The following is a 19239-nucleotide window of genomic DNA, read 5'->3' as shown; positions in this document are numbered from 1 at the left end:
CCGGAACACGAGAGGCTCCTCATGTCGTGATCAGAGAAACGGAGGGCCTTGAAATGGCACAATTGAAACGGATCCTGCTGGTCGATGATGAAGACGATCTGCGCGAAGCCCTGAGCGAACAGCTTGTGATGACCGAGGATTTCGACGTCTTCGAGGCCGATAGCGGTGCCGGGGCGATGCAAAAGGTCAAGGAAGGCCTGTTCGACCTGATCATCCTCGATGTGGGTCTGCCGGACACGGACGGGCGCGAGCTTTGCAGGCTGATGCGCAAACAGGGCGTGAAGAGCCCCATCCTGATGCTGACCGGGCATGATTCGGATGCCGACACGATCCTTGGTCTCGACTCGGGGGCCAACGACTACGTGACCAAGCCGTTCAAGTTCCCGGTGCTGCTGGCCCGGATCCGGGCGCAGCTGCGACAGCACGAGCAGAGCGAGGATGCGGTTTTCCAGCTCGGGCCGTACAGCTTCCGCCCGTCGATGAAGATGCTGGTGACCGAGGACGAGAAGAAGATCCGCCTGACCGAGAAGGAAACCAACATCCTGAAGTACCTCTATCGTTCGACCGAGAGCGTCGTGCCGCGCGATGTGCTGCTGCACGAGGTCTGGGGGTACAACGCGGGCGTCACGACGCACACGCTGGAAACCCACATCTATCGTCTGCGTCAGAAGATCGAGCCAGATCCCTCGAACGCCCGGCTGCTGGTGACCGAGAGCGGCGGATATCGGCTGGTCGCGTAAGGTTTTCCTGACTTTCAGGGACAGTAGAAGAAATGTATGTTAATCGCATGTTCCGGTGGAACTATCCCGAGCATATCCGGGTTTGATATGCACCTCCCTGTTGGACTGACCCGGGCCTCTGGCCCGGGTTTTTTTCTGTCCGGCGCCGGAAAACACCAGGATAGAAGGGCTTTTCGCATCCTTGGGGGGTCAGAATTCGTCCCAGCCGTCGTCCGAGCCGGTGACCGCCGGCCCGTTGACCACCTTTTTCGCGGCGGGGGCGGGAGGAGGGGGCGCAACCGGGGCAGCCATGGCGGGGCGCCGGCCCTGGGACGGGTCGCCGGTGCGGAAACGTTTCATCAACAGACTCAGCTCCTCGGCCTCGCGGTTCAGGGCAGTGGAGGCGGCGTTGGTTTCCTCGAACATGGCGGCGTTCTGCTGGGTGACCTGATCCAGTTCCTTCATGGTCTGGTCGATCAGCGAGATCGAGCTGGACTGCTCGTTGGCGGAACTGGCGATCTGGGACACGAGGCTGGCGACATTGGCGACCGAGGCGGCAATGCGGCGCAGCGCCTCGCCCGCCTCATTGACGAGGGTCACGCCGGTTTTCACCTGCTCGGTCGAGGTGGCGATCAGCTGGCTGATCTCTCGGGCGGAGGTGGAGGAGCGCGCGGCAAGGGCGCGGACCTCGGTGGCGACCACGGAGAAGCCACGGCCGGCCTCGCCGGCACGGGCGGCCTCGACCCCGGCATTGAGCGCCAGGAGGTTGGTCTGGAAGGCGATGTCCTCGATCACCAGGATGATCTTGGAGATTTCCGAGGAGCTCTGCTCGATGGCGGCCATGGCCGCGATGGTGCGTTGCACCACGGCATCCGATTCCTCGGACTGGCCCCGGGCATCGTCGGCCACGGTGCTGGCGCTACGGGCGGCATCGGCCGTGGCCCGGACGTTCGAACTGATTTCCTGGATCGCGGTGGCGGTGTCCTGCAGAGAGGCGGCCTGACGCTCGGTGCGTTGCGCGAGGTTGTTCGAGGCATTGGCAATGCTGTCGGCATCCTCGGAAACAGCGGCGGCGTTGCGGATGACCTGCTGCAACGTCGCGCGCAGCTCGGCCACGGCGGAATTGAAGTTCTGCCGCACCGAATCATGCTCGGGGTCGAACGGCGTGTCGATCTCGATCGAAAGGTCCCGCTGGGCAAGCCGCTGGAGGGCCGAGCCAAGGCCTTCGACCACCGCCTCCTGAATGCGGGCGGCGGCCTCGCTGTCGGCCTGGGCGCGGCTGGCTGCATCGCGGGCCTCCTGATCGGCCGCGGCTACCTGGGCGTCCAGAGCATGCCGCTGGCGGATCGAGAGGAAGAGAACCGCGGCCTCGACCACGACGATCGCGCCGTGCATGGCGGTCCGTTCAATGTTGGAGAGCAGGTCGCCCGAGGGATAGATCAGCGAGGGCATCAGCACGGAGAGCGCCAGGTGGTGCACGGCGATGACGGCGGCGCAGACCACGATCACCCGGGCGTCGGACATCGACATGGTGATGGCGAGCAGGGCGAAGAAGAGCATGTGGCTGTCGATCTGCCAGGCGGTTCCGGCGAGCGCGGCGGTGAAGGCCATGGCCTGGCCGATCAGGCCGAGCCCGACGAGCAGGCGCCCGGTGGCGTGCCCCATCTGATTGCCGGCAAAAGCGACGCCCGCCATCATCAGCGAAAAGATCAGGGACGGCAGCAGTGCATTTCCGGAGAGCAGCGCGGCAACCGGGGCCAGTGGCACAAGGGCCAGGGCCATCTGCATGTTGCGTTTCATCGCCCGGTAACGGGCCTGCCGGAAATTGTTCTGGCTAACGTTCATGTCTGTACTCCGCACAGGGACGCGACGGCCTGTCCGTCCACGACGAGAAAGGGACCGGCGGCGCGCAGCCTGTCCCCGAATTCGGGATCATCGGATTGCGCCAGGGAGGCCAGATGCGCGGCCACGGGGCCGACACCGTTGCCGCCGGCGCGCGCAATGGCGGCCTCGCGATCAATCCATGGCGGGGCCATGACGAGGACCAGCCCGTGGCTGGCAGGCGGCAGTGACAACAGCGTCACCACCGGCCCCATGACCGCCATCAGGAAGATCGTCAGAAGGATTGCTGCCGTATTCAATGCGGCCTCTCCACAGGTCCCTTACCGACATCGGCATAGGGCCAATCCATTTCCGCGCGGTTAAAGATAGAAATTTCACGGCAGGCTTCGCGGGCCCTCTCGGGGAGGGCCCATTCGGCCGGGCGGTGCTTCCCTCGCCGGGCGGCGGATGCTAGGCACGGCGGGCCGATCCCGGAGCGCCCGTCAGAAGGAGGACGTCATGGCCTTTACCCTTGCCACCTGGAACATCAACTCGGTCCGCCTGCGGGAGCCGATCGTCTGCAAGCTGATGGAGGAGGGCGCGCCGGACGTGCTGTGCCTGCAGGAGTGCAAGAGCCCGGTCGACAAGATCCCGCTGGAGCGCTTTCACGAGCTGGGCTACGTGCACATGGTTGCGCGCGGCCAGAAGGGGTACAACGGCGTGGCGATCCTGTCGAAGCTGCCGATCGAGGACATGGGCGACAAGGATTTCGCCGGCCTCGGCCATGCGCGGCACGTGGCCGGGCGGCTGGAAAACGGTGTGACCATCCACAATTTCTATGTGCCCGCGGGCGGCGACAAGCCAGACCGGACGATCAACGAGAAATTCGGCCAGAAGCTCGACTACCTGACGGAGATGCGCGACTGGTTCCGCAGCGAGGTGCCGGAAAAGGCGATCCTGGTGGGGGATCTGAACATCGCGCCCCGCGAGGACGACGTCTGGGATCACAAGAAGCTGCTGAAGGTGGTCAGTCACACGCCCATCGAGGTGGAGCAGCTTGCCGAGACGCAGGCGGCGGGGAAATGGGTGGACATCACCCGGCAGGACATCCCGGAGGGGAACCTCTATTCCTGGTGGTCCTATCGCAGCCCCGACTGGGACGCCGCCGACAAGGGGCGGCGGCTGGACCATGTCTGGGCGACGCCGGACATTTCGAACGCGGCGCATTCCAGCCGGATCCTGCGCGAGGTGCGCGGCTGGGAACAGCCCAGCGACCACGCCCCGGTTTTCGCGAGTTTCGACCTGTAGCGGGGGCGCCTAGCGCCGCTGGGCGGAGCGGGCGGCGACCCCGGCAAGGATCATGCCGCCCATCACCAGCGCAAGGCCCAGCAGGAAGACCGGCGACAGGCGGTTGCCCAGAAGGACGACCGCCGAGATCACCCCGATCAGCGGTACGCCGAGGGTGAAGTTGGACATGGCGAAGGTGCTGATGCGGCGCCCGTGTTCCGCCGAGATCACGAAGCAGGCCGAGGTGGCGACGGGGCCGATGAAGATCAGCAGCTCGACCAGGTGCCGGTTCCAGGCGATGCCGGTGGGCGCGCCCTCGAGCGTGGCGGCGATCAGCGAGAGCGGGATCGTGGCGAGCAGCATCTGCCAGGGCGCGAGGCTGAGCGGGGTCGCGCCCCAGCGGTGACGACGCACGTGCAGGATCACCAGCGACCAGCAGATCGCCCCGGTGAGAAGAAAGCCCGCCCCCATGAAGGCGCCGGGCTGCGACCAGTCGGTTTCCAGCGGTGAACAGACGAGCGCGACGCCGGCAATGCCGGTGAGCACGGCGAGAAGCTGGGCCCGGCCGGGGCGTTCGCGCAGGAGCGCCCAGCCGAGCAGCACCGTCCAGAGCGGCGTGGTATAGGCCAGAAGCACCGAGTGGCTGGTGTCGGTCTTTGTCATGGCGATCATGCCGAGGCCGGTGAAGGTCATCATCTGCAGCAGGCCGATGGAGAGCACGATGGGCATGTCCTGGCGGGTCGGCAGGCGCAGCTCTCCGCGGGCGGTGACGAAGGCGAAGAGGCAGAGCGCTGCAGAGCCGAAGCGGAAGGCGGCGAGCCAGAGCGGCGGGATGGTGACCAGCGCCAGCTGCGTGGCGGGCCAGCTGAGCCCCCAGAGCACCACCATCATCACCAGCCAGAGCCGGGTTGCGGGGGCGGCGATCGGGCGGGCGGCGGAGACTTCGGCGAGGGACATTCTTCTTCCTGACAATTGGCAGGGGAAAAATGACGGGCGTTCGGAGAAATGTCCGACCTATGAAACCGGGTGATTGCGATATATCGGTGAATTTGACCAGAATTTGCCAAACGAAAGGTGAAATATGCCCAAGGCCCGCGCCAAGCTGGATGATGCCAGCCTGAGGATTCTGGACGCGCTGCAGCAGGACGCAGAGCTGAGCAATGCCGAGCTGGCCGAGCGGGTGAACCTCTCGGCCTCGCCCTGCTGGCGACGGGTGGCGGAGATGCGGGAGCGAGGGGTGATCCGGGGATCCGTGGCCCTGGCCGACCCGGTGCAGCTGGGACTGCTGGTGAACGTCTTTGTCCACGTGACGCTGATGCAGCAGGACAAGGCCACGCTGAAGACCTTTACCGATGCGGTGGAGGGGCGGCCGGAGGTGATGGAATGCTACCTGATGACCGGCGAGGCGGATTTCATGCTGCGCGTCGTGGTCGAGGATCTGCTGCGCTACCAGGAGCTTGTACTGGACTGGCTGACGCAGATCCCCGGCGTGTCGAACATCCGCTCGAGCTTTGCCCTGAACCAGGTCAAGTACACCACGGCGCTGCCGACGGGGCACCTGACGGGCGGAGAGGGGCGCCGGTAAGGGCGCCCCATCAGGCCCGCGGGTTCACGCGGCGTTGCGCAGGGCGCGGCGGAGCTCGAACTTCTGGATCTTGCCGGTGGGCGTCTTGGGCAGCTCGCGGAAGCGCACGGCCTTTGGGGTCTTGAAACCGGCGAGGTGATCGCGGGCAAAGGCGATCAGCTCGTCCTCCGAGACGTTCTTGCCGTCCTTCAGCTCGACGAAGGCGCAGGGCACCTCGCCCCATTTCTCGTCCGGTTGCGCCACGACGGCACAGAGCATCACCGCGGGATGGGACATCAGCACACCCTCGACCTCGACGGAGGAGATGTTCTCTCCGCCCGAAATGATGATGTCTTTCGCCCGGTCGGAGATCTGCAGGTAGTTGTCGGGGTGCTGCACGCCGATGTCGCCGGTGTGGAACCAGCCGCCGGCAAAGGCGCGTTCGGTGGCACGCGGGTTCTTCAGGTAGCCCTTCATCACCGAGTTGCCGCGAATGACGACCTCGCCCTGGGTCTCGCCGTCGCGGGGCAGCACGTTGCCTTCGCCGTCGATGATGGCGGTGTCGTCGACCGAAGGCAGGGGGAAACCCTGCCGGGCCTTGAGCGCGGCGCGTTCGGCCTGTGGCCGGTCGCCGTCGCGTGCCTCGTCCCAGATGCACATGGAAATCGCGCCGTAGGTTTCGGTCAGGCCGAAGACCTGGGTGACGTTGAAGCCCATGGGTTCCAGCGCGCCGAGTACCGAAGGGGCAGGGGGGGCGCCTGCGGTCATCACCTCGACCTTGTGATCGAGGGGGCGGCGGGCCTCCTCCGGGGCGTTGACCAGCAGCGAGAGCACGATGGGCGCACCGCCGAAATGGGTGACGCCCTCGTCGGCCAGCGCATCGAAGATGGTGCCGGCGTTGATGTCGCGGATGCAGACCATGCAGCCGCCCAGCTGTGGCAGCAGCCAGGGTTTCGACCAGCCGTTGCAGTGAAAGAAGGGCACCACGCCGAGATAGCGGGTGTAGAGCGGGATGCCCCAGCCGGTGGCATAGCCGAGCGCGTTCATGTGGGCGCCGCGGTGCGAATAGACCACGCCCTTGGGCCGGCCGGTGGTGCCGGAGGTGTAGTTGAGCGCGATGCTCTCCCATTCGTCCGAGGGCATCAGCCAGCCGAAATCGGGATCGCCGGTGGCCAGGAAATCCTCGTATTCCATGTAGTCGCCGAAGGGGCGCACGCCGGCCTGCCGGTCGGCCACCTCGATCACAAGGGGCGGCTCGCCCTCCATGTCGTCAATGGCATCGGAGAGCACGGGGATCAGCTGGGGGTCGCAGAGCACCACCTTGGCGCCACCGTGTTCGAGGATGTAGCTGATCGTCTGGCTTTCCAGCCGGGTGTTGATCGTGTTCAGCACGCCGCCACAGGCCGGCACGCCGAAATGCGCCTCGGCATGGGCAGGAACGTTGGGCAGGAGCGTCGAGACGACGTCGCCGGGCTGGACGCCGGCCCCTGCCAATGCCGAGGCCAGCCGCGTGGCCCGTTCGAGATATTCGGAGAAGGTCTTGCGGAAGCTGCCGTAGACGAGACCCTCGCGGTCTGGCCAGATCTTGGCGGCGCGTTTGAGATTGTTCAGCGGTGTCAGGGGCGCGAAATTCGCCTCGCAGCGCCCAAGTCCGGTTTCATCGGCCATCCAGCCCATGTCTTGTACCTCTGTCTGTTGCTGCAGGGGCAAAGGGTACAGATCAGGGGCCGGGGGTCAAACGGATGTCCGGATGAGGCGCGCCGGGCGCGCTGTCGTGATCAGAACGCCGCCAAGAGAAGCACCCAGCCCGAGAGGACCACGGCGCAGATCAGGCAGAAGACGCCGTTCCAGCGGATCGCGACATCGGCCGGGGTGGCATCGCCCAGCCGTGCCGAGAGCATGACCGAGGCGGTGAAGGGCGATGTGAGCCCCGAGAGCGCCCAGCCTGCCGTCAGGGCGAGCACCATCGGCACCGGCGAGATCCCGAGCACCTCGGGGGCCGGCAGAAGCGGACCGAAGAGCGAGACGAAGAGGATCGGGTTCATGCCGATCTGCCCGCCCAGCGGGATCAGCACGATCGGCAGGATCAGCAGGAGCCAGACGGGAATCACCGTGAGATCGAGGCCGGTCTGGGCCACCAGCGGGGCCAGCAGGGCGCCCGCGGCACTGCCGATGAAACCGGCCATGGAGAGCAGCACCATCTCGCTTCGGAAGGAGGGCAGCTCGGAGAAGACGAACTGCGAGACGTGGCCGGTGAGATGCAGCCCGGCGGTGCCACTGGGCGCCATGCGCAGCAGCCACAGGCCCGAAACCGCCGGCACGATCAGCAGGACGACGCGCGAAGCGGGCAGGCCCAGTACCACGTGGACCACGACCACCGGCACGGCGATGAGCAGCAGCAGGTAGAGCACAGGCAGCAGGGCGTGGACGGTGTCCGGCTCGCCCTCCGGGCGGGCCGGGGCCTGGCCGGGGCGGAGCCTGGGCTTGAAGATGCTGTCCATCTGCCAGCCGATCCCGGTCATCAGCGCGGCCGAGCCGAGCGCGGGCAGCACGATGGCCCCCCAGGTGGCGCCGGGAATCACGGTTGTGGAAATGACGACGGAGAAGGCCAGCGGCGACCAGAACAGGCTGCTGGCAAAGCCGCGATGCACCGCGGTGACCATGCGGCGCTTGCGGATCTGGCGGATTTCGGGGTCGGGTTCGCGCTCGGCCGAGTTGCGCGCCATGGTGCCCAGCAGGGAAATCGCGCCGTAGTTCAGCACGAGGGCAAAGATCTGCCCGCCGATGGCCAGCGCGGAATAGCGCCGGCCGGGGGGCTGGCTGGCGAGGTAGACGGCGGCGCGGGTGATCGCAGCGGAGAGCTCTGCCGCGTGGCGCAGGGTGGCCAGGGCGCAGAAGAAGGCGAGGATGAAGGCGGATTGGCCGAGGGCCTTGCCGAGCACCGCGGCCCAGTCTGGGCTGGTCAGCAGGGCATAGACCGCCAGCGCCAGGCTGAGCCCCACGAAGACCTGCCGCGACGGGCGGACGCGGGGGGTCAGCAGGGCGATCGAGGCGATGGTGGAGAAGCCCGCCACCCAGCGGGCCGGGGTGGAATCGAACCAGCTGCCGATGATCACCGAGAGGACGACGAGACTGAGGGTGATGCCGACCAGCCGGTCGGGAAGAGATGGGGTGGTGTCGCCGGGCAGAGAGAAGCGCATGCCTTGCCTTTCGCGGCCCGCTTGCGGTCATGTCGGCAGGGGAGCAGCCGGCACGGCGGGCCCTTGGGGGCCGAGGGCCCCGTTCAGCCAGTGTTTCCAGCCAGATAGCCTCGCCCTGCGCGGGAAGGCAAGCGATGGCAGCCATGTGTGCCGCGAATGGCGGCCCCTTGCGACGGCTGCGGACCGCTTGGAAAACCTGACGTTAGGGTCCATATAGAGCGCAAGAAACAGGGATAGGGAGCTCTCACCATGATCGAGCTTGGAACCGGAAATGCCAATGCTGCCCCCGCGGGTGGCTACGTGAAGGATGTATCCGAGGCGGATTTCATGACCGAAGTGGTCGACGCCTCGCAGGAAGTGCCAGTGATTGTCGACTTCTGGGCGCCCTGGTGCGGCCCGTGCAAGACGCTGGGCCCGGCGCTGGAAGAGGCGGTGAACGCCGCCGGCGGCAAGGTCAGGATGGCCAAGGTCAACGTCGACGAGAACCAGATGATCGCCGGACAGATGCGGATCCAGTCGATCCCGACCGTTTATGCCTTTTTCCAGGGACAGCCCGTGGATGGCTTCCAGGGCGCGCTGCCGCCCTCGGAGGTGAAGGCCTTCGTCGACAAGCTGGCCGGGATGGCCGGTGACGACGGCGGTCTGGAAGAGGCCGTGGCCGCGGCCGAGGAAATGCTGGCCGAAGGGGCTGCTGCCGATGCGGCGCAGACCTTTGCCGCGATCCTGCAGGAAGACGAGAAGAACGCCGCCGCCTATGGCGGGCTGGTGCGCGCCCATCTCGCGATGGACGATCTGGACCAGGCCGAGGCGGTACTGAACGGCGCGCCGGCGGAGATTTCCACCGCGCCGGAACTCGAAGCGGCCCACGCCCAGCTGGAACTCGCCCGGCAGGCCGCCGACGCCGGCCCGGTCGCCGAGCTGACCGCCAAGGTCGAGGCGGATCCTTCCGACCTGCAGGCCCGGTTCGACCTGGCCCAGGCGCTCTATGCCAATGGCGCCGTGCAGGAGGCCGTGGACCAGCTTCTGGACCTGTTCCGCCGTGACCGGGAATGGAACGAAGGCGCCGCCAAGCAGCAGCTTTTCACAATCTTCGAGGCTCTCAAACCGCAGGATCCGATCGCCCTCAACGGTCGCAGAAAACTCAGCTCGATGATTTTCGCGTGATCGGGGCCTTTCCCGATCCGCGTTGCGTCCTAGAGTTGTTCTCATGATGAAGCGCGTAGACCTCCCCGATGTCATCCCGGTTTTCCCCTTGCCCGGCGCGCTCCTGCTGCCCCGGGCACGGCTGCCGCTGCACCTTTTCGAGCCGCGGTACCTGGCGATGTTCGACGATTGCCTGAAGACACCCGGCCGGATCATCGGAATGATCCAGCCGAACGAGGTGCCGGGCCGTGATGACAACGGCCTCTACCAGATCGGCTGTGCCGGCCGGCTGACCCAGTTCTCCGAGACCGAGGACGGACGGTACATGGTCACGCTGACGGGGATCTCGCGGTTCCGTGTCGGCGAGGAGGTCGAGGGCTTTACCCCCTACCGCCGGTTCGAGGTCGACTGGGAAGGGTTCGATGCGGACATGGGGCCCACCGAGCATGACCCGGGCTTCTCCCGTGAGAGCTTCCTGAGGCTGCTGTCGCGCTACTTCGAGGACCAGGGGCTGTCGACCGACTGGGACACGATGAAGGACGCCGATGACGAGCTGCTGATCAATTCGCTGTCGATGCTGCTGAACTTCGACCCCGAGGAAAAACAGGCGCTGCTCGAGGCGCCCTCATTGCAAACCCGCCGCGAGACGCTTGTCACCCTGCTGGAATATGCCCTGCGTGGCGGCGACGGACAGGAGATGATCCAGTGACCGATACCGCTTCCGAGACCCCGAAGGACATGCCGCAGGCCGAAGAGAGCCTCTTTGACCGCCGCATGCTCGAGGCGCTGGTCTGCCCCGAGACCCACGCGACTCTCAGCTACGATGCCGCCAGGCAAGAGCTGGTCTCCGAGGCCGCGGGCCTGGCCTTTCCGATCCGCAACGGCATCCCGATCATGCTGGTCGACGAGGCGCGCCCGCTTTCCGAAGACGCGTGAGCCGATGCCGGGTGAATGAAACCTGAAGAGCCGCCCATGGATCCTTGTTGGATCCTCGGGCGGCTCTTTTCATCTGGCCGGAAATATCCCGGGGGAGGCTCCCGGCACGGGAGGCGGGGGTAGAGCCCCCCATGTCTTCAGCGCATCAGTGCCGGCAGGTCGCCGGTCAGCCCGGCGGCCTCGCGGATGAAGCTGCGGCGCAGCCGGGGCATTCGGGCCACGGCGCCGAGGCCCAGGTCGCGGCCCAGCCGCAGCAGCGGGTTGTCGTTGGAAAACAGCTTGTTCGTCAGGTCGGTGGCCATGGCCAGCGTCGAGGTGTCGAAGCGGCGCCATTCCTGGTAGCGCAGCAGCACGTCGATGGCGCCGATGTCCTCGCCGCGGTGCTGGGCCTCGTCGAGCACCTGCGCCAGGGCGCCCACGTCGCGCAGCCCGGCGTTCAGGCCCTGCCCGGCGATCGGGTGCATGCCATGGGCGGCATCGCCGATCAGCGCCAGCCGCCAGTCGGCGAAACGCTCGCAGACCGAGAGGCCCAGCGGGTAGGTGAAGCGTTTGCCGGCGAGCGAGATCTCTCCGAGGAAATTCCCGAAACGGGGCCGCAGGGCGGCGAGATACCCCTCGTCGTCGAGCGCCTGGATGGCCTCGGCGGTGGCGTCCTTCTCGCTCCAGACGATGGAGGAGACATTGCCGGGCAGCGGAAGGATGGCGAGGGGGCCGGGGGGCATGAAGAACTGGTGCGCGACGCCCTCGTGCGGCAGCTCGTGGGCAATGGCGCAGACCAGCGCCGTCTGCCCATAGCCCCAGCCGCGGCGCTTGATGCCGGCGCGCAGCGCGGTGCCGGAGCGCTTGCCGTCGCTGCCGACCAGGACCCGGCCGGAGAGCATGCGCCCTGAGGCGAGGGTGACAGTGGCCGCGGTGGGGGTGATCTCCTGCGACAGGACCGTTTCGCCGTTAAGGGGCGTGATCAGCGGTTCCTCGGCCATGGCGTCCTGGAAGGCGCGGCGCAGGTAGCGGTCTTCGAGCATGTGGCCCATGGGGCCTTCCTCGATCTCGGCGTGGTCGAAATGCAGGAAGAAGGGGCTGGCCCCTTCGCCGGCATGGCCGTCCGAGACCTTGATGTCGAGCATCGGCTGGGAATGGTCCGCCACCCGGTGCCAGATGCCGATCGCCTTGAGCAGCCGCACCGAGGCAAGGGCCAGGGCATAGGAGCGGCCGTCGAAATCGTCGCCGGCGAAGGCCGCGGCGGGCAGGGCGTCGATGACGGTGGAGGAAAGCCCGGCGCGGGCCGCGGCAAGGGCCAGGGCGGGCCCGTTGAGGCCGCCGCCGACGATCAGGATATCGCTGTCATGTTCCATGGGGCCAATATGCGCGCGTCGAAAGGAATGTCCACGGGATTGTCCCCGCCGCGCACCATGGGTACCGTCGCCGCGACGACGCGCCGCGGAAAACCGCCCCAGGGGGGCGGTGCCTCCGGCGGGGATATTTGGAACAGGGAAATGAACATGGGCGAGGCGAGCTGGCTGCGGATGGGCGCGGTGGAACTGGGCAGGGCTATCGGGGCGGGAGAGATCGATCCGGCGGAGCTCTGCGAGACCTACCTTGCGGCCATCGACGCCCATCCACACCGCGACCGGATCTATACCGTGGTCACCCACGAGCGTGCCCGGGCCGAGGCGGCGGCGGCCAGCCAAAGGGCGAAGAACGGCACGCGGGTTCATGCGCTGGACGGGGTGCCGGTGAGCTGGAAGGACCTTTTCGACAGTGCCGGCATCGTCACCGAGGCGGGAACTGCCCTGATGAAGGGGCGGGTGCCCGAGGAGGATGCGCGGGTGCTGCGCAACGGGTCCGCGGCGGGGCTGGTCTGCCTTGGCAAGACGCACATGAGCGAGCTGGCCTTCTCCGGCATCGGGCTGAACCCGGTGGCTGCCACGCCGCCGAACGTGAACGGCGAGGACCTGGTGCCGGGGGGCTCATCCTCCGGGGCGGCGGCCTCGCTGGCCTTCGATCTGGCGGCAGGGGCCATCGGTTCGGATACCGGGGGCTCGGTGCGGGCGCCGGCGGCCTGGAACAACCTGGTGGGTTTCAAGACCACTCACGGGCGGGTCAGCCTCGATGGCGTCGTGCTGCTGGCACGGCGGTTCGATACGGTGGGACCGCTGGCGAAGAGCCTGGGCGATGCGGTGCAGCTGCTGTCCGCGATCGAGGGCAAACCCGCGCCGGACCTGCGGGGCGCCAGCCTGAAGGGCATGCGCATCGGGGTGCTGCAGAGCGTGGTCTTCGACGAGATCCGGCAGGCGCCGCTGGAGGCCTACATGGAGGCCGAGGCCCGGCTGGCGGCCGCCGGTGCGGTGATCGAGAAGGTGCGTTCGCCCGAGCTTGAACTGGCGGCGCCTCTCTCTGCACTGCTGTTCGCGCCCGAGGCCTATGGTCTGAGCCGGGACCTGATCGAGAGCAACCCGGGCCTGATGTGGCCGCCGATCCTGGAACGGTTCCGGGCCGGGGCCGCGGTTTCGGCCCCCGATTACGTCGAGGCCTGGGAAAAGCTGCAGATGGAACGCGAGCGCTGGCACCTGCGTATGGCGCAATACGACGCGGTGATCTGCCCGACCATGCCGACGCTGCCGCCGAATGCCCGGCGGATGCTGGAGGATGCTGAGTATTACGCCACCGAGAACCTCTTTGCGCTGCGCAACACGCGGGTGGCAAACATGATGGGACTGCCGGCGATCACCCTGCCCACGGGGCGTGCCGCCTGCGGGCTGATGCTGATGGGCAAGCCGATGCAGGACGAGGCCCTGGCGCGGGTTGCCGCGGCGGCTGAGGCGGCGCTGTCCGGCGCAACGTAGGGTGGCGGCGAAATCGCGCCGCCCGAAGGTTGTGTGATTGGGCAACATCAACGTTGCAAATCGGCCATGATGCTGGACGGGCTGGGCATTTCTGCGTTACGGTAAGCGCAAACGGGGCGCAACGATCCCGTATCAGAGGCAGTTCCATATGTTTCCAGAGCGGTTTTCGAACCTTCCGGAATATGCATTCCCGCGTCTGCGGGCGCTACTCGACCACCATCAGCCGGGTGGCGAGGTGATGCATATGACCATCGGCGAACCCAAGCACCCGTTTCCGGACTGGGTGCCGCAGGTCGTTGCGGATCATGCCCATGAATTTGCACGCTATCCCCTGAACGACGGCACGCCGGAGCTCAAGGACGCGATTGCCGGCTGGGTGGCGCGCCGCTATGGCGTGCGCATCGACGGCGACACCCAGGTGATGGCGCTGAACGGCTCGCGCGAGGGGCTCTACAACCTCGGGATGGCGCTGGTGCCGGAGGAGAAGGGCGGCAAACGGCCCGCGGTGCTGATGCCGAACCCCTTCTACCAGGTCTACATGATCGCCACGATCTCGACCGGGGCCGAGCCCGTCTTTGTGCCGGCGACGCGGCAGGGCGGCTATCTGCCCGATTACGGGGCGCTGCCCGAAGAGGTGCTGAACCGGACCGCGGCGGCCTATATCTGTTCGCCGGCGAACCCGCAGGGCGCCGTGGCCAGTGAAGGCTACTGGCGTGACCTGCTCGCCCTGGCGGAAAAGTATGATTTCAAGGTCTTCGCCGACGAGTGCTATTCCGAGATCTACCGTGACACGCCGCCCGTGGGCGCGCTGGAGGTGGCGCGTGACATGGGCGCCGACCCGGAGCGCGTGGTGGTTCTGAATTCGCTGTCGAAGCGGTCGAACCTGCCGGGGCTGCGCTCGGGCTTTGCCGTGGGCGGTCCGGAGAGCCTGCGTCGCATGAAGCAGCTGCGGGCCTATTCCGGGGCGCCGGTGCCGATGCCGCTGCAGCGGGTCAGCGAGCGGGCCTGGGCGGACGAGGCGCATGTGGTCGAGAACCGCCGCCTCTATCACGAGAAATACGAGGCCGCCGACGCGGTGATGGCCGGCGTGCCGGGCTATCAGGGACCCGAGGCCGGGTTCTTCCTGTGGCTGCCGGTGGAAGACGGCGAGCAGGCGGCACTGAAATTGTGGACCGAGACGGGGGTGCGGGTTCTGCCCGGCGCCTACCTCAGCCGCGACACGGGGGGCGACAACCCCGGCGCGGGCTATATCCGGGTCGCCATGGTGGCCCCAAAAGACGAGATGGTGACGGGGCTGACGCGCCTGCGTGACTGTCTTTTCAGGTAAGGAGCAGGCGTAATGGCATTTCAGACGAAAGGGCGGGATCCGCTTTTCGACAGCTCCGTGCAGGAAGCTATCGAGAAACGCAGCAAGGAACTGATCGGGCTGGCATTGATCGTGCTGGGGCTCGGGATTTCCGCGATGCTGCTGAGCTATTCGCCTAATGATCCCTCCTGGATGTCTGCCAGCGATGCCCCGGTCCGGAACTGGCTCGGGCGGTTCGGGGCCTCTGTCGCCGCGCCCATCGTGATGGTGATTGGTATCGGCGGTTGGGCGATTGCCCTGCTGGCGCTGGTCTGGGGCGGGCGGTTTGCCCTGCACAGGGTCGACGAGGGGCGCCTGGGCCGGCTGATGTTCGCGCCGGTCTTCGTGGCGCTGGTCTCTGTCTATGGGGGTACCCTGACTCCGGCCTCCGACTGGCCCCATGCCTTCGGGCTGGGCGGGCTCTTTGGCGACACGGTGCTGGGCGCCTTCCTGGGCCTGCTGCCCATGAGCCTGAGCGCGGGTGTAAAGTTGATGTCGCTGGTGCTGGGGGTCGGTTCGGTCGTCATGGGTCTCTTCGTGATGGGCTTTACCATGGCCGAGCTGCGCCGTGCCTTCCGGCTGGTGCTGGTGGGCATCGTTCTGGCCTATGATTTCGTGCTGAAGCTGCTGGGCCGTGGGGCCCACAGCACCATGCGGGCCGCCGGCAGCGCCGCGAGCCGCGCCCAGGAACGGGGCCGTGCCCGCATCGAACGCCACCGCAGCCGTCAGGCCGCCCGGGCCGATACCGTGGCCTATGCCGCCGAGGACTGGGACCACGGCGACTGGGAGCAGCAGGAACTCTGGGACGATCAGCCCTATGACGAACGCCTGGTGGATGACGACGATTATGACGACGCGGCCTATCACCAGGGCTACCAGGAGGATCGCCGCGATCACGGCCGGGGCCGCATCGTGGCGCCGGCCCACCGCAGCTATGCCCAGGAGGCCTATGCCGAGGATCACTATGCGGCGGAAGAGCCGGTTTATGAGGAACCCGAGTTCGAGCCTGCGCCGGAACCCAAGCCGCGCCTGCTGGGCCGTCTGATCCGCCGCCCGGAGCCGCAGCTGCCGCCCGAGGAGCTGGTCGAGCCGGAGCCCGTTGCCCATATGGATGAGATCGACGGCGGCGAGGATGACCGGATCAAGGCCAAGATTGCCAGTGCGGTGCGCTCGCGTGCCCGCAAGACGCCGATGGGGCGCAGCACCGCCGAGCCCACCGGCACCGCGCTGCAGCGCCAGGGCCTGCGCGCCCGCGGCCCGAAGCCGCTGATCTTCAATCCGACCCCGGCGCCCGCGCCCGCGGCCCGTCCGGCAGAGCCGCCGCTGACCGCCGCCCAGGCCCATGCGCAGCTGCCGCCTGAACCGCCACTGACCGCCAGCCGGGCACCGCAGCCTGCGGCCTATCGCCCGGTGCCGGCCGCCGAGCACGCCGCTCCGGCCCACGAAGCGCGGTACGAAGAGAGCTATGACGACGGCTACGAGGATGGCTATGACACGGCTGCCCTCTCGCCCGAGGCCCCTGTCGAGGCGGACGAGGAGGCCTTTGCCGATCACGCGTTTGCCGCCGAGCATTTCGCCGAGCACTACGACGCCGACTATGCCGGGGAGTTCGGTACCGAGAGCTGGCAGCGCAGTGAAGAGCCGCCTGCTCCGGCGCCGCGCCCGCTGTCTGCTGCCCGCGCGGCAGAGCCCAAGGTGCGCGCGCCCGAACGCCGCAGCCTGGCCGAGGCCACGGCCACCCGGGTGATCCAGCGCGACGCTGGCCCGTTTGGCGGCCATGACGACCTGAACGACGACTACGATGAGGACGACTATGACGACGAGAGCCCGTTTGGTGCCGATTACGGTGCCCCGGCGCCCGGCGTCGCGGATCATCCGCACACCCTGCCCTTTGCCGGCGGAGAGGGGGCGGAGATGCGCCTGCCCGCGGCAGAGCAGAAGAAGGTCGTGCAGCATGGCGAACGCAAGGCGGTGCAGCCCTCGAGCCGCGCCCGTGCCGAGGCGCAGCCGGTTCTGGGGTTCGACCCGGAAGAGGCGAAATACGAGCTGCCACCGCTGAGCCTGCTGACCAACCCCGAAAATATCCAGCGTCATGTCCTGTCGGACGAGGCACTGGAGGAAAATGCCCGGATGCTGGAAAGCGTTCTCGACGATTACGGCGTAAAGGGCGAGATCGTCAGCGTGCGCCCCGGCCCCGTGGTGACCATGTACGAGCTTGAACCGGCGCCGGGCCTCAAGGCCAGCCGGGTGATCGGCCTGTCCGACGACATCGCGCGCTCGATGTCCGCGCTCTCGGCGCGTGTGTCCACCGTGCCGGGCCGCTCGGTGATCGGCATCGAACTGCCCAACGACAACCGCGAGATGGTGGTGCTGCGCGAGATCCTCTCGGCACGCGATTTCGGCGACAGCCACATGAAGCTTCCGCTGGCGCTCGGCAAGGACATCGGCGGCGAGCCCATGGTGGCCAACCTGGCCAAGATGCCCCACCTGCTGATCGCCGGGACGACCGGTTCGGGCAAGTCGGTGGCGATCAACACGATGATCCTGTCGCTTCTCTATCGCCTGACGCCGGAGGAATGCCGGCTGATCATGATCGACCCGAAGATGCTGGAACTGTCGGTCTATGATGGCATCCCGCACCTGCTGAGCCCGGTGGTGACCGATCCGAAGAAGGCCGTGGTGGCGCTGAAATGGGTCGTGGCGGAGATGGAAGACCGCTATCGCAAGATGTCGAAGATGGGCGTGCGCAACATCGACGGCTACAATGGCCGGGTGCAGGACACGCTGAACAAGGGCGAGATGTTCTCGCGCACGGTTCAGACGGGGTTCGACGACGAGACCGGAGAGCCGGTCTTCGAGACCGAGGAGATCCAGCCCGAGAAGATGCCCTATATCGTCGTCATCGTCGACGAGATGGCCGACCTGATGATGGTCGCGGGCAAGGAAATCGAAGCCTGCATCCAGCGTCTGGCCCAGATGGCGCGGGCCTCTGGTATCCACCTGATCATGGCCACGCAGCGCCCCTCGGTGGACGTGATCACCGGTACCATCAAGGCCAACTTCCCGACCCGGATCTCCTTCCAGGTGACGTCGAAGATCGACAGCCGCACGATCCTTGGCGAGATGGGCGCCGAGCAACTGCTGGGCATGGGCGACATGCTCTACATGGCAGGTGGCGCAAAGATCACCCGCTGCCACGGCCCCTTCGTCAGCGACGAGGAGGTCGAGGAGATCGTGAACTACCTCAAGGCCTACGGTCCGCCCGACTATATCGGCGGCGTGGTGGAAGGCCCGGATGACGAGCGCGCCGAGGATATCGACGCGGTGCTGGGCCTGAACACCGGCGGCAATACCAACGGCGAGGATGCGCTCTATGATCAGGCCGTGGCCATCGTGATCAAGGACCGCAAGTGCTCTACCTCCTACATCCAGCGCAAGCTGGCCATCGGCTACAACAAGGCCGCGCGCCTGGTGGAGCAGATGGAGGAAGAAGGCGTGGTGAGCCCGGCGAACCACGTGGGCAAGCGCGAGATCCTGGTGCCCGAGCAATAGGGCCGGGCGGAGACGTGACGAAGGGGAGAGGGGGCCATCGGCCCCCTCTTTCGCTTTCAGCGAAATTCACCCCGGAGGATATTTCCGACAGGGAAACCTGTCGGCGCGGGGTAGGGGCACTGGCGAAAGGGCGCCGGTCGGCGGAACCGTGAGCGCCCGTGATCGTTCCTTACTGGATTGAAGCGCCGACGGAGATTACATCTTGGCCATGAACATGCTTACACGCCTCCTGGCGCCCGCCGCCGCGATTGTCGCCCTTGCCACTCCGGCACTGGCCGAGAAGATCCCGCTGTCGGATCTCTCCGCCTACCTGAACTCGCTTCAGACGGCACAGGCGAAATTCACCCAGATCAACGATGACGGGTCGGTCTCGACCGGGAACCTCTATATCAAGCGACCCGGGCGGATGCGGTTCGACTATGACCCGCCCGAGGAGGCCATGGTGCTGGCCAGCCAGGGGGCGGTCGCGGTCTTCGATCCCAAGTCGCACGGCGGCCCGGCGACCTATCCGCTGAGCAAGACTCCCCTGGGCATCATCCTGCAGAAGGACGTGGACCTGGCGCGTACCAACATGGTGACGGCCCACGCCGAGGAGGGGCCCGGTACGGTGGTGCGGGCGCAGGACCCGGAGCACCCCGAGTACGGCTATATCGAGCTGGTCTTTACCGACAACCCGGTGCAGCTGCGCCAGTGGGTGGTGCATGACGACAGCGGCAGCACGACGACCGTGTCGCTGGGTGACATGAAGACCGGCGTTTCACTGAACAACAGCCTGTTCGACATCGATGCGGCCACGCCGGTGGATCCCAACAACGAGCGCTGAGACGGA

At 66.9% G+C, this 19239-nt stretch carries 16 protein-coding genes; 10 read left to right on the top strand and 6 right to left on the bottom strand.

Annotation, left to right across the window (positions count from 1 at the left end):
• The first annotated feature begins 53 nt into the window (after positions 1-53).
• The gene (locus tag AC0WR5_RS19130) at positions 54-740 is read left to right on the top strand and encodes a response regulator transcription factor (protein WP_475865398.1); all 687 of its coding nucleotides are present in this window, start codon (positions 54-56) and stop codon (positions 738-740) included.
• 189 nt (positions 741-929) lie between these two features.
• Here AC0WR5_RS19130 and AC0WR5_RS19125 read toward each other — a convergent pair whose 3' ends face one another.
• Both AC0WR5_RS19125 and AC0WR5_RS19120 read right to left on the bottom strand, forming a co-directional pair.
• On the bottom strand, positions 930-2564 hold the full coding sequence (locus tag AC0WR5_RS19125) for a methyl-accepting chemotaxis protein (protein ID WP_475865397.1): 1635 nt from the start codon (positions 2562-2564) through the stop codon (positions 930-932).
• Positions 2561-2860: a hypothetical protein gene (locus tag AC0WR5_RS19120; RefSeq protein ID WP_475865396.1), complete on the bottom strand. Its 300-nt coding sequence runs from the start codon at positions 2858-2860 to the stop codon at positions 2561-2563. Before AC0WR5_RS19120 ends, AC0WR5_RS19125 begins: the two co-directional genes overlap by 4 nt.
• Before the next feature lie 199 nt (positions 2861-3059).
• Here AC0WR5_RS19120 and AC0WR5_RS19115 point away from each other — a divergent pair, with 199 nt between their 5' ends.
• Complete coding sequence (locus AC0WR5_RS19115; protein WP_475865395.1) at positions 3060-3848, top strand: exodeoxyribonuclease III; 789 nt, start codon at positions 3060-3062, stop codon at positions 3846-3848.
• 9 nt (positions 3849-3857) lie between these two features.
• Here AC0WR5_RS19115 and AC0WR5_RS19110 read toward each other — a convergent pair whose 3' ends face one another.
• A complete protein-coding gene (locus AC0WR5_RS19110) occupies positions 3858-4784 on the bottom strand; it encodes a DMT family transporter (protein ID WP_475865394.1) in 927 nt (308 codons plus the stop codon).
• A gap of 124 nt (positions 4785-4908) precedes the next feature.
• Between AC0WR5_RS19110 and AC0WR5_RS19105 the strand changes: the two genes are divergently transcribed.
• On the top strand, positions 4909-5412 hold the full coding sequence (locus AC0WR5_RS19105) for an Lrp/AsnC family transcriptional regulator (protein ID WP_475865393.1): 504 nt from the start codon (positions 4909-4911) through the stop codon (positions 5410-5412).
• A gap of 24 nt (positions 5413-5436) precedes the next feature.
• Here the strand turns inward: AC0WR5_RS19105 and AC0WR5_RS19100 are convergent, their stop codons facing one another.
• Together AC0WR5_RS19100 and AC0WR5_RS19095 are read right to left on the bottom strand one after the other, a co-directional pair.
• Positions 5437-7068, bottom strand: coding sequence for an AMP-binding protein (locus tag AC0WR5_RS19100; protein WP_475865392.1), 1632 nt, complete (start codon positions 7066-7068; stop codon positions 5437-5439).
• A gap of 101 nt (positions 7069-7169) precedes the next feature.
• On the bottom strand, positions 7170-8591 hold the full coding sequence (locus tag AC0WR5_RS19095) for a hypothetical protein (RefSeq protein WP_475865391.1): 1422 nt from the start codon (positions 8589-8591) through the stop codon (positions 7170-7172).
• Between the two features lie 249 nt (positions 8592-8840).
• Here AC0WR5_RS19095 and trxA point away from each other — a divergent pair, with 249 nt between their 5' ends.
• The 3 genes from trxA to AC0WR5_RS19080 are packed head-to-tail and all read left to right on the top strand — an operon-like array spanning position 8841 to position 10670.
• Positions 8841-9755 carry a thioredoxin gene (gene trxA, locus AC0WR5_RS19090; RefSeq protein ID WP_475865390.1) on the top strand — a complete coding sequence of 305 codons (915 nt, stop codon included), beginning with the start codon at positions 8841-8843 and terminating at the stop codon, positions 9753-9755.
• A 43-nt stretch (positions 9756-9798) separates the two neighbouring features.
• Positions 9799-10443 carry an LON peptidase substrate-binding domain-containing protein gene (locus AC0WR5_RS19085; protein WP_475865389.1) on the top strand — a complete coding sequence of 215 codons (645 nt, stop codon included), beginning with the start codon at positions 9799-9801 and terminating at the stop codon, positions 10441-10443.
• A 29-nt stretch (positions 10444-10472) separates the two neighbouring features.
• Entirely contained in the window at positions 10473-10670 is a 198-nt protein-coding gene (locus tag AC0WR5_RS19080) for a Trm112 family protein (protein WP_475869068.1), read from the top strand.
• A 137-nt stretch (positions 10671-10807) separates the two neighbouring features.
• Here the strand turns inward: AC0WR5_RS19080 and AC0WR5_RS19075 are convergent, their stop codons facing one another.
• Positions 10808-12022, bottom strand: a complete 1215-nt coding sequence (locus AC0WR5_RS19075; protein ID WP_475865388.1) for an FAD-dependent monooxygenase — start codon at positions 12020-12022, stop codon at positions 10808-10810.
• 147 nt (positions 12023-12169) lie between these two features.
• Here AC0WR5_RS19075 and AC0WR5_RS19070 point away from each other — a divergent pair, with 147 nt between their 5' ends.
• From AC0WR5_RS19070 to AC0WR5_RS19055, 4 genes are all read left to right on the top strand, one after another.
• Positions 12170-13513 carry an amidase gene (locus AC0WR5_RS19070; RefSeq protein ID WP_475865387.1) on the top strand — a complete coding sequence of 448 codons (1344 nt, stop codon included), beginning with the start codon at positions 12170-12172 and terminating at the stop codon, positions 13511-13513.
• A 148-nt stretch (positions 13514-13661) separates the two neighbouring features.
• Positions 13662-14840, top strand: coding sequence for an aminotransferase class I/II-fold pyridoxal phosphate-dependent enzyme (locus AC0WR5_RS19065; protein WP_475865386.1), 1179 nt, complete (start codon positions 13662-13664; stop codon positions 14838-14840).
• Between the two features lie 12 nt (positions 14841-14852).
• Positions 14853-18410 carry a DNA translocase FtsK gene (locus AC0WR5_RS19060; protein WP_475865385.1) on the top strand — a complete coding sequence of 1186 codons (3558 nt, stop codon included), beginning with the start codon at positions 14853-14855 and terminating at the stop codon, positions 18408-18410.
• Positions 18411-18618: 208 nt separating this feature from the next.
• The gene (locus AC0WR5_RS19055) at positions 18619-19233 is read left to right on the top strand and encodes a LolA family protein (RefSeq protein WP_475869067.1); all 615 of its coding nucleotides are present in this window, start codon (positions 18619-18621) and stop codon (positions 19231-19233) included.
• The last annotated feature ends 6 nt before the right edge of the window (positions 19234-19239 follow it).

It is taken from the genome of Pseudooceanicola sp. DL12 (assembly GCF_056270665.1).
Note: the sequence above shows the minus strand (reverse complement) of the source record. Positions and strands in the feature narration are given on the sequence as shown.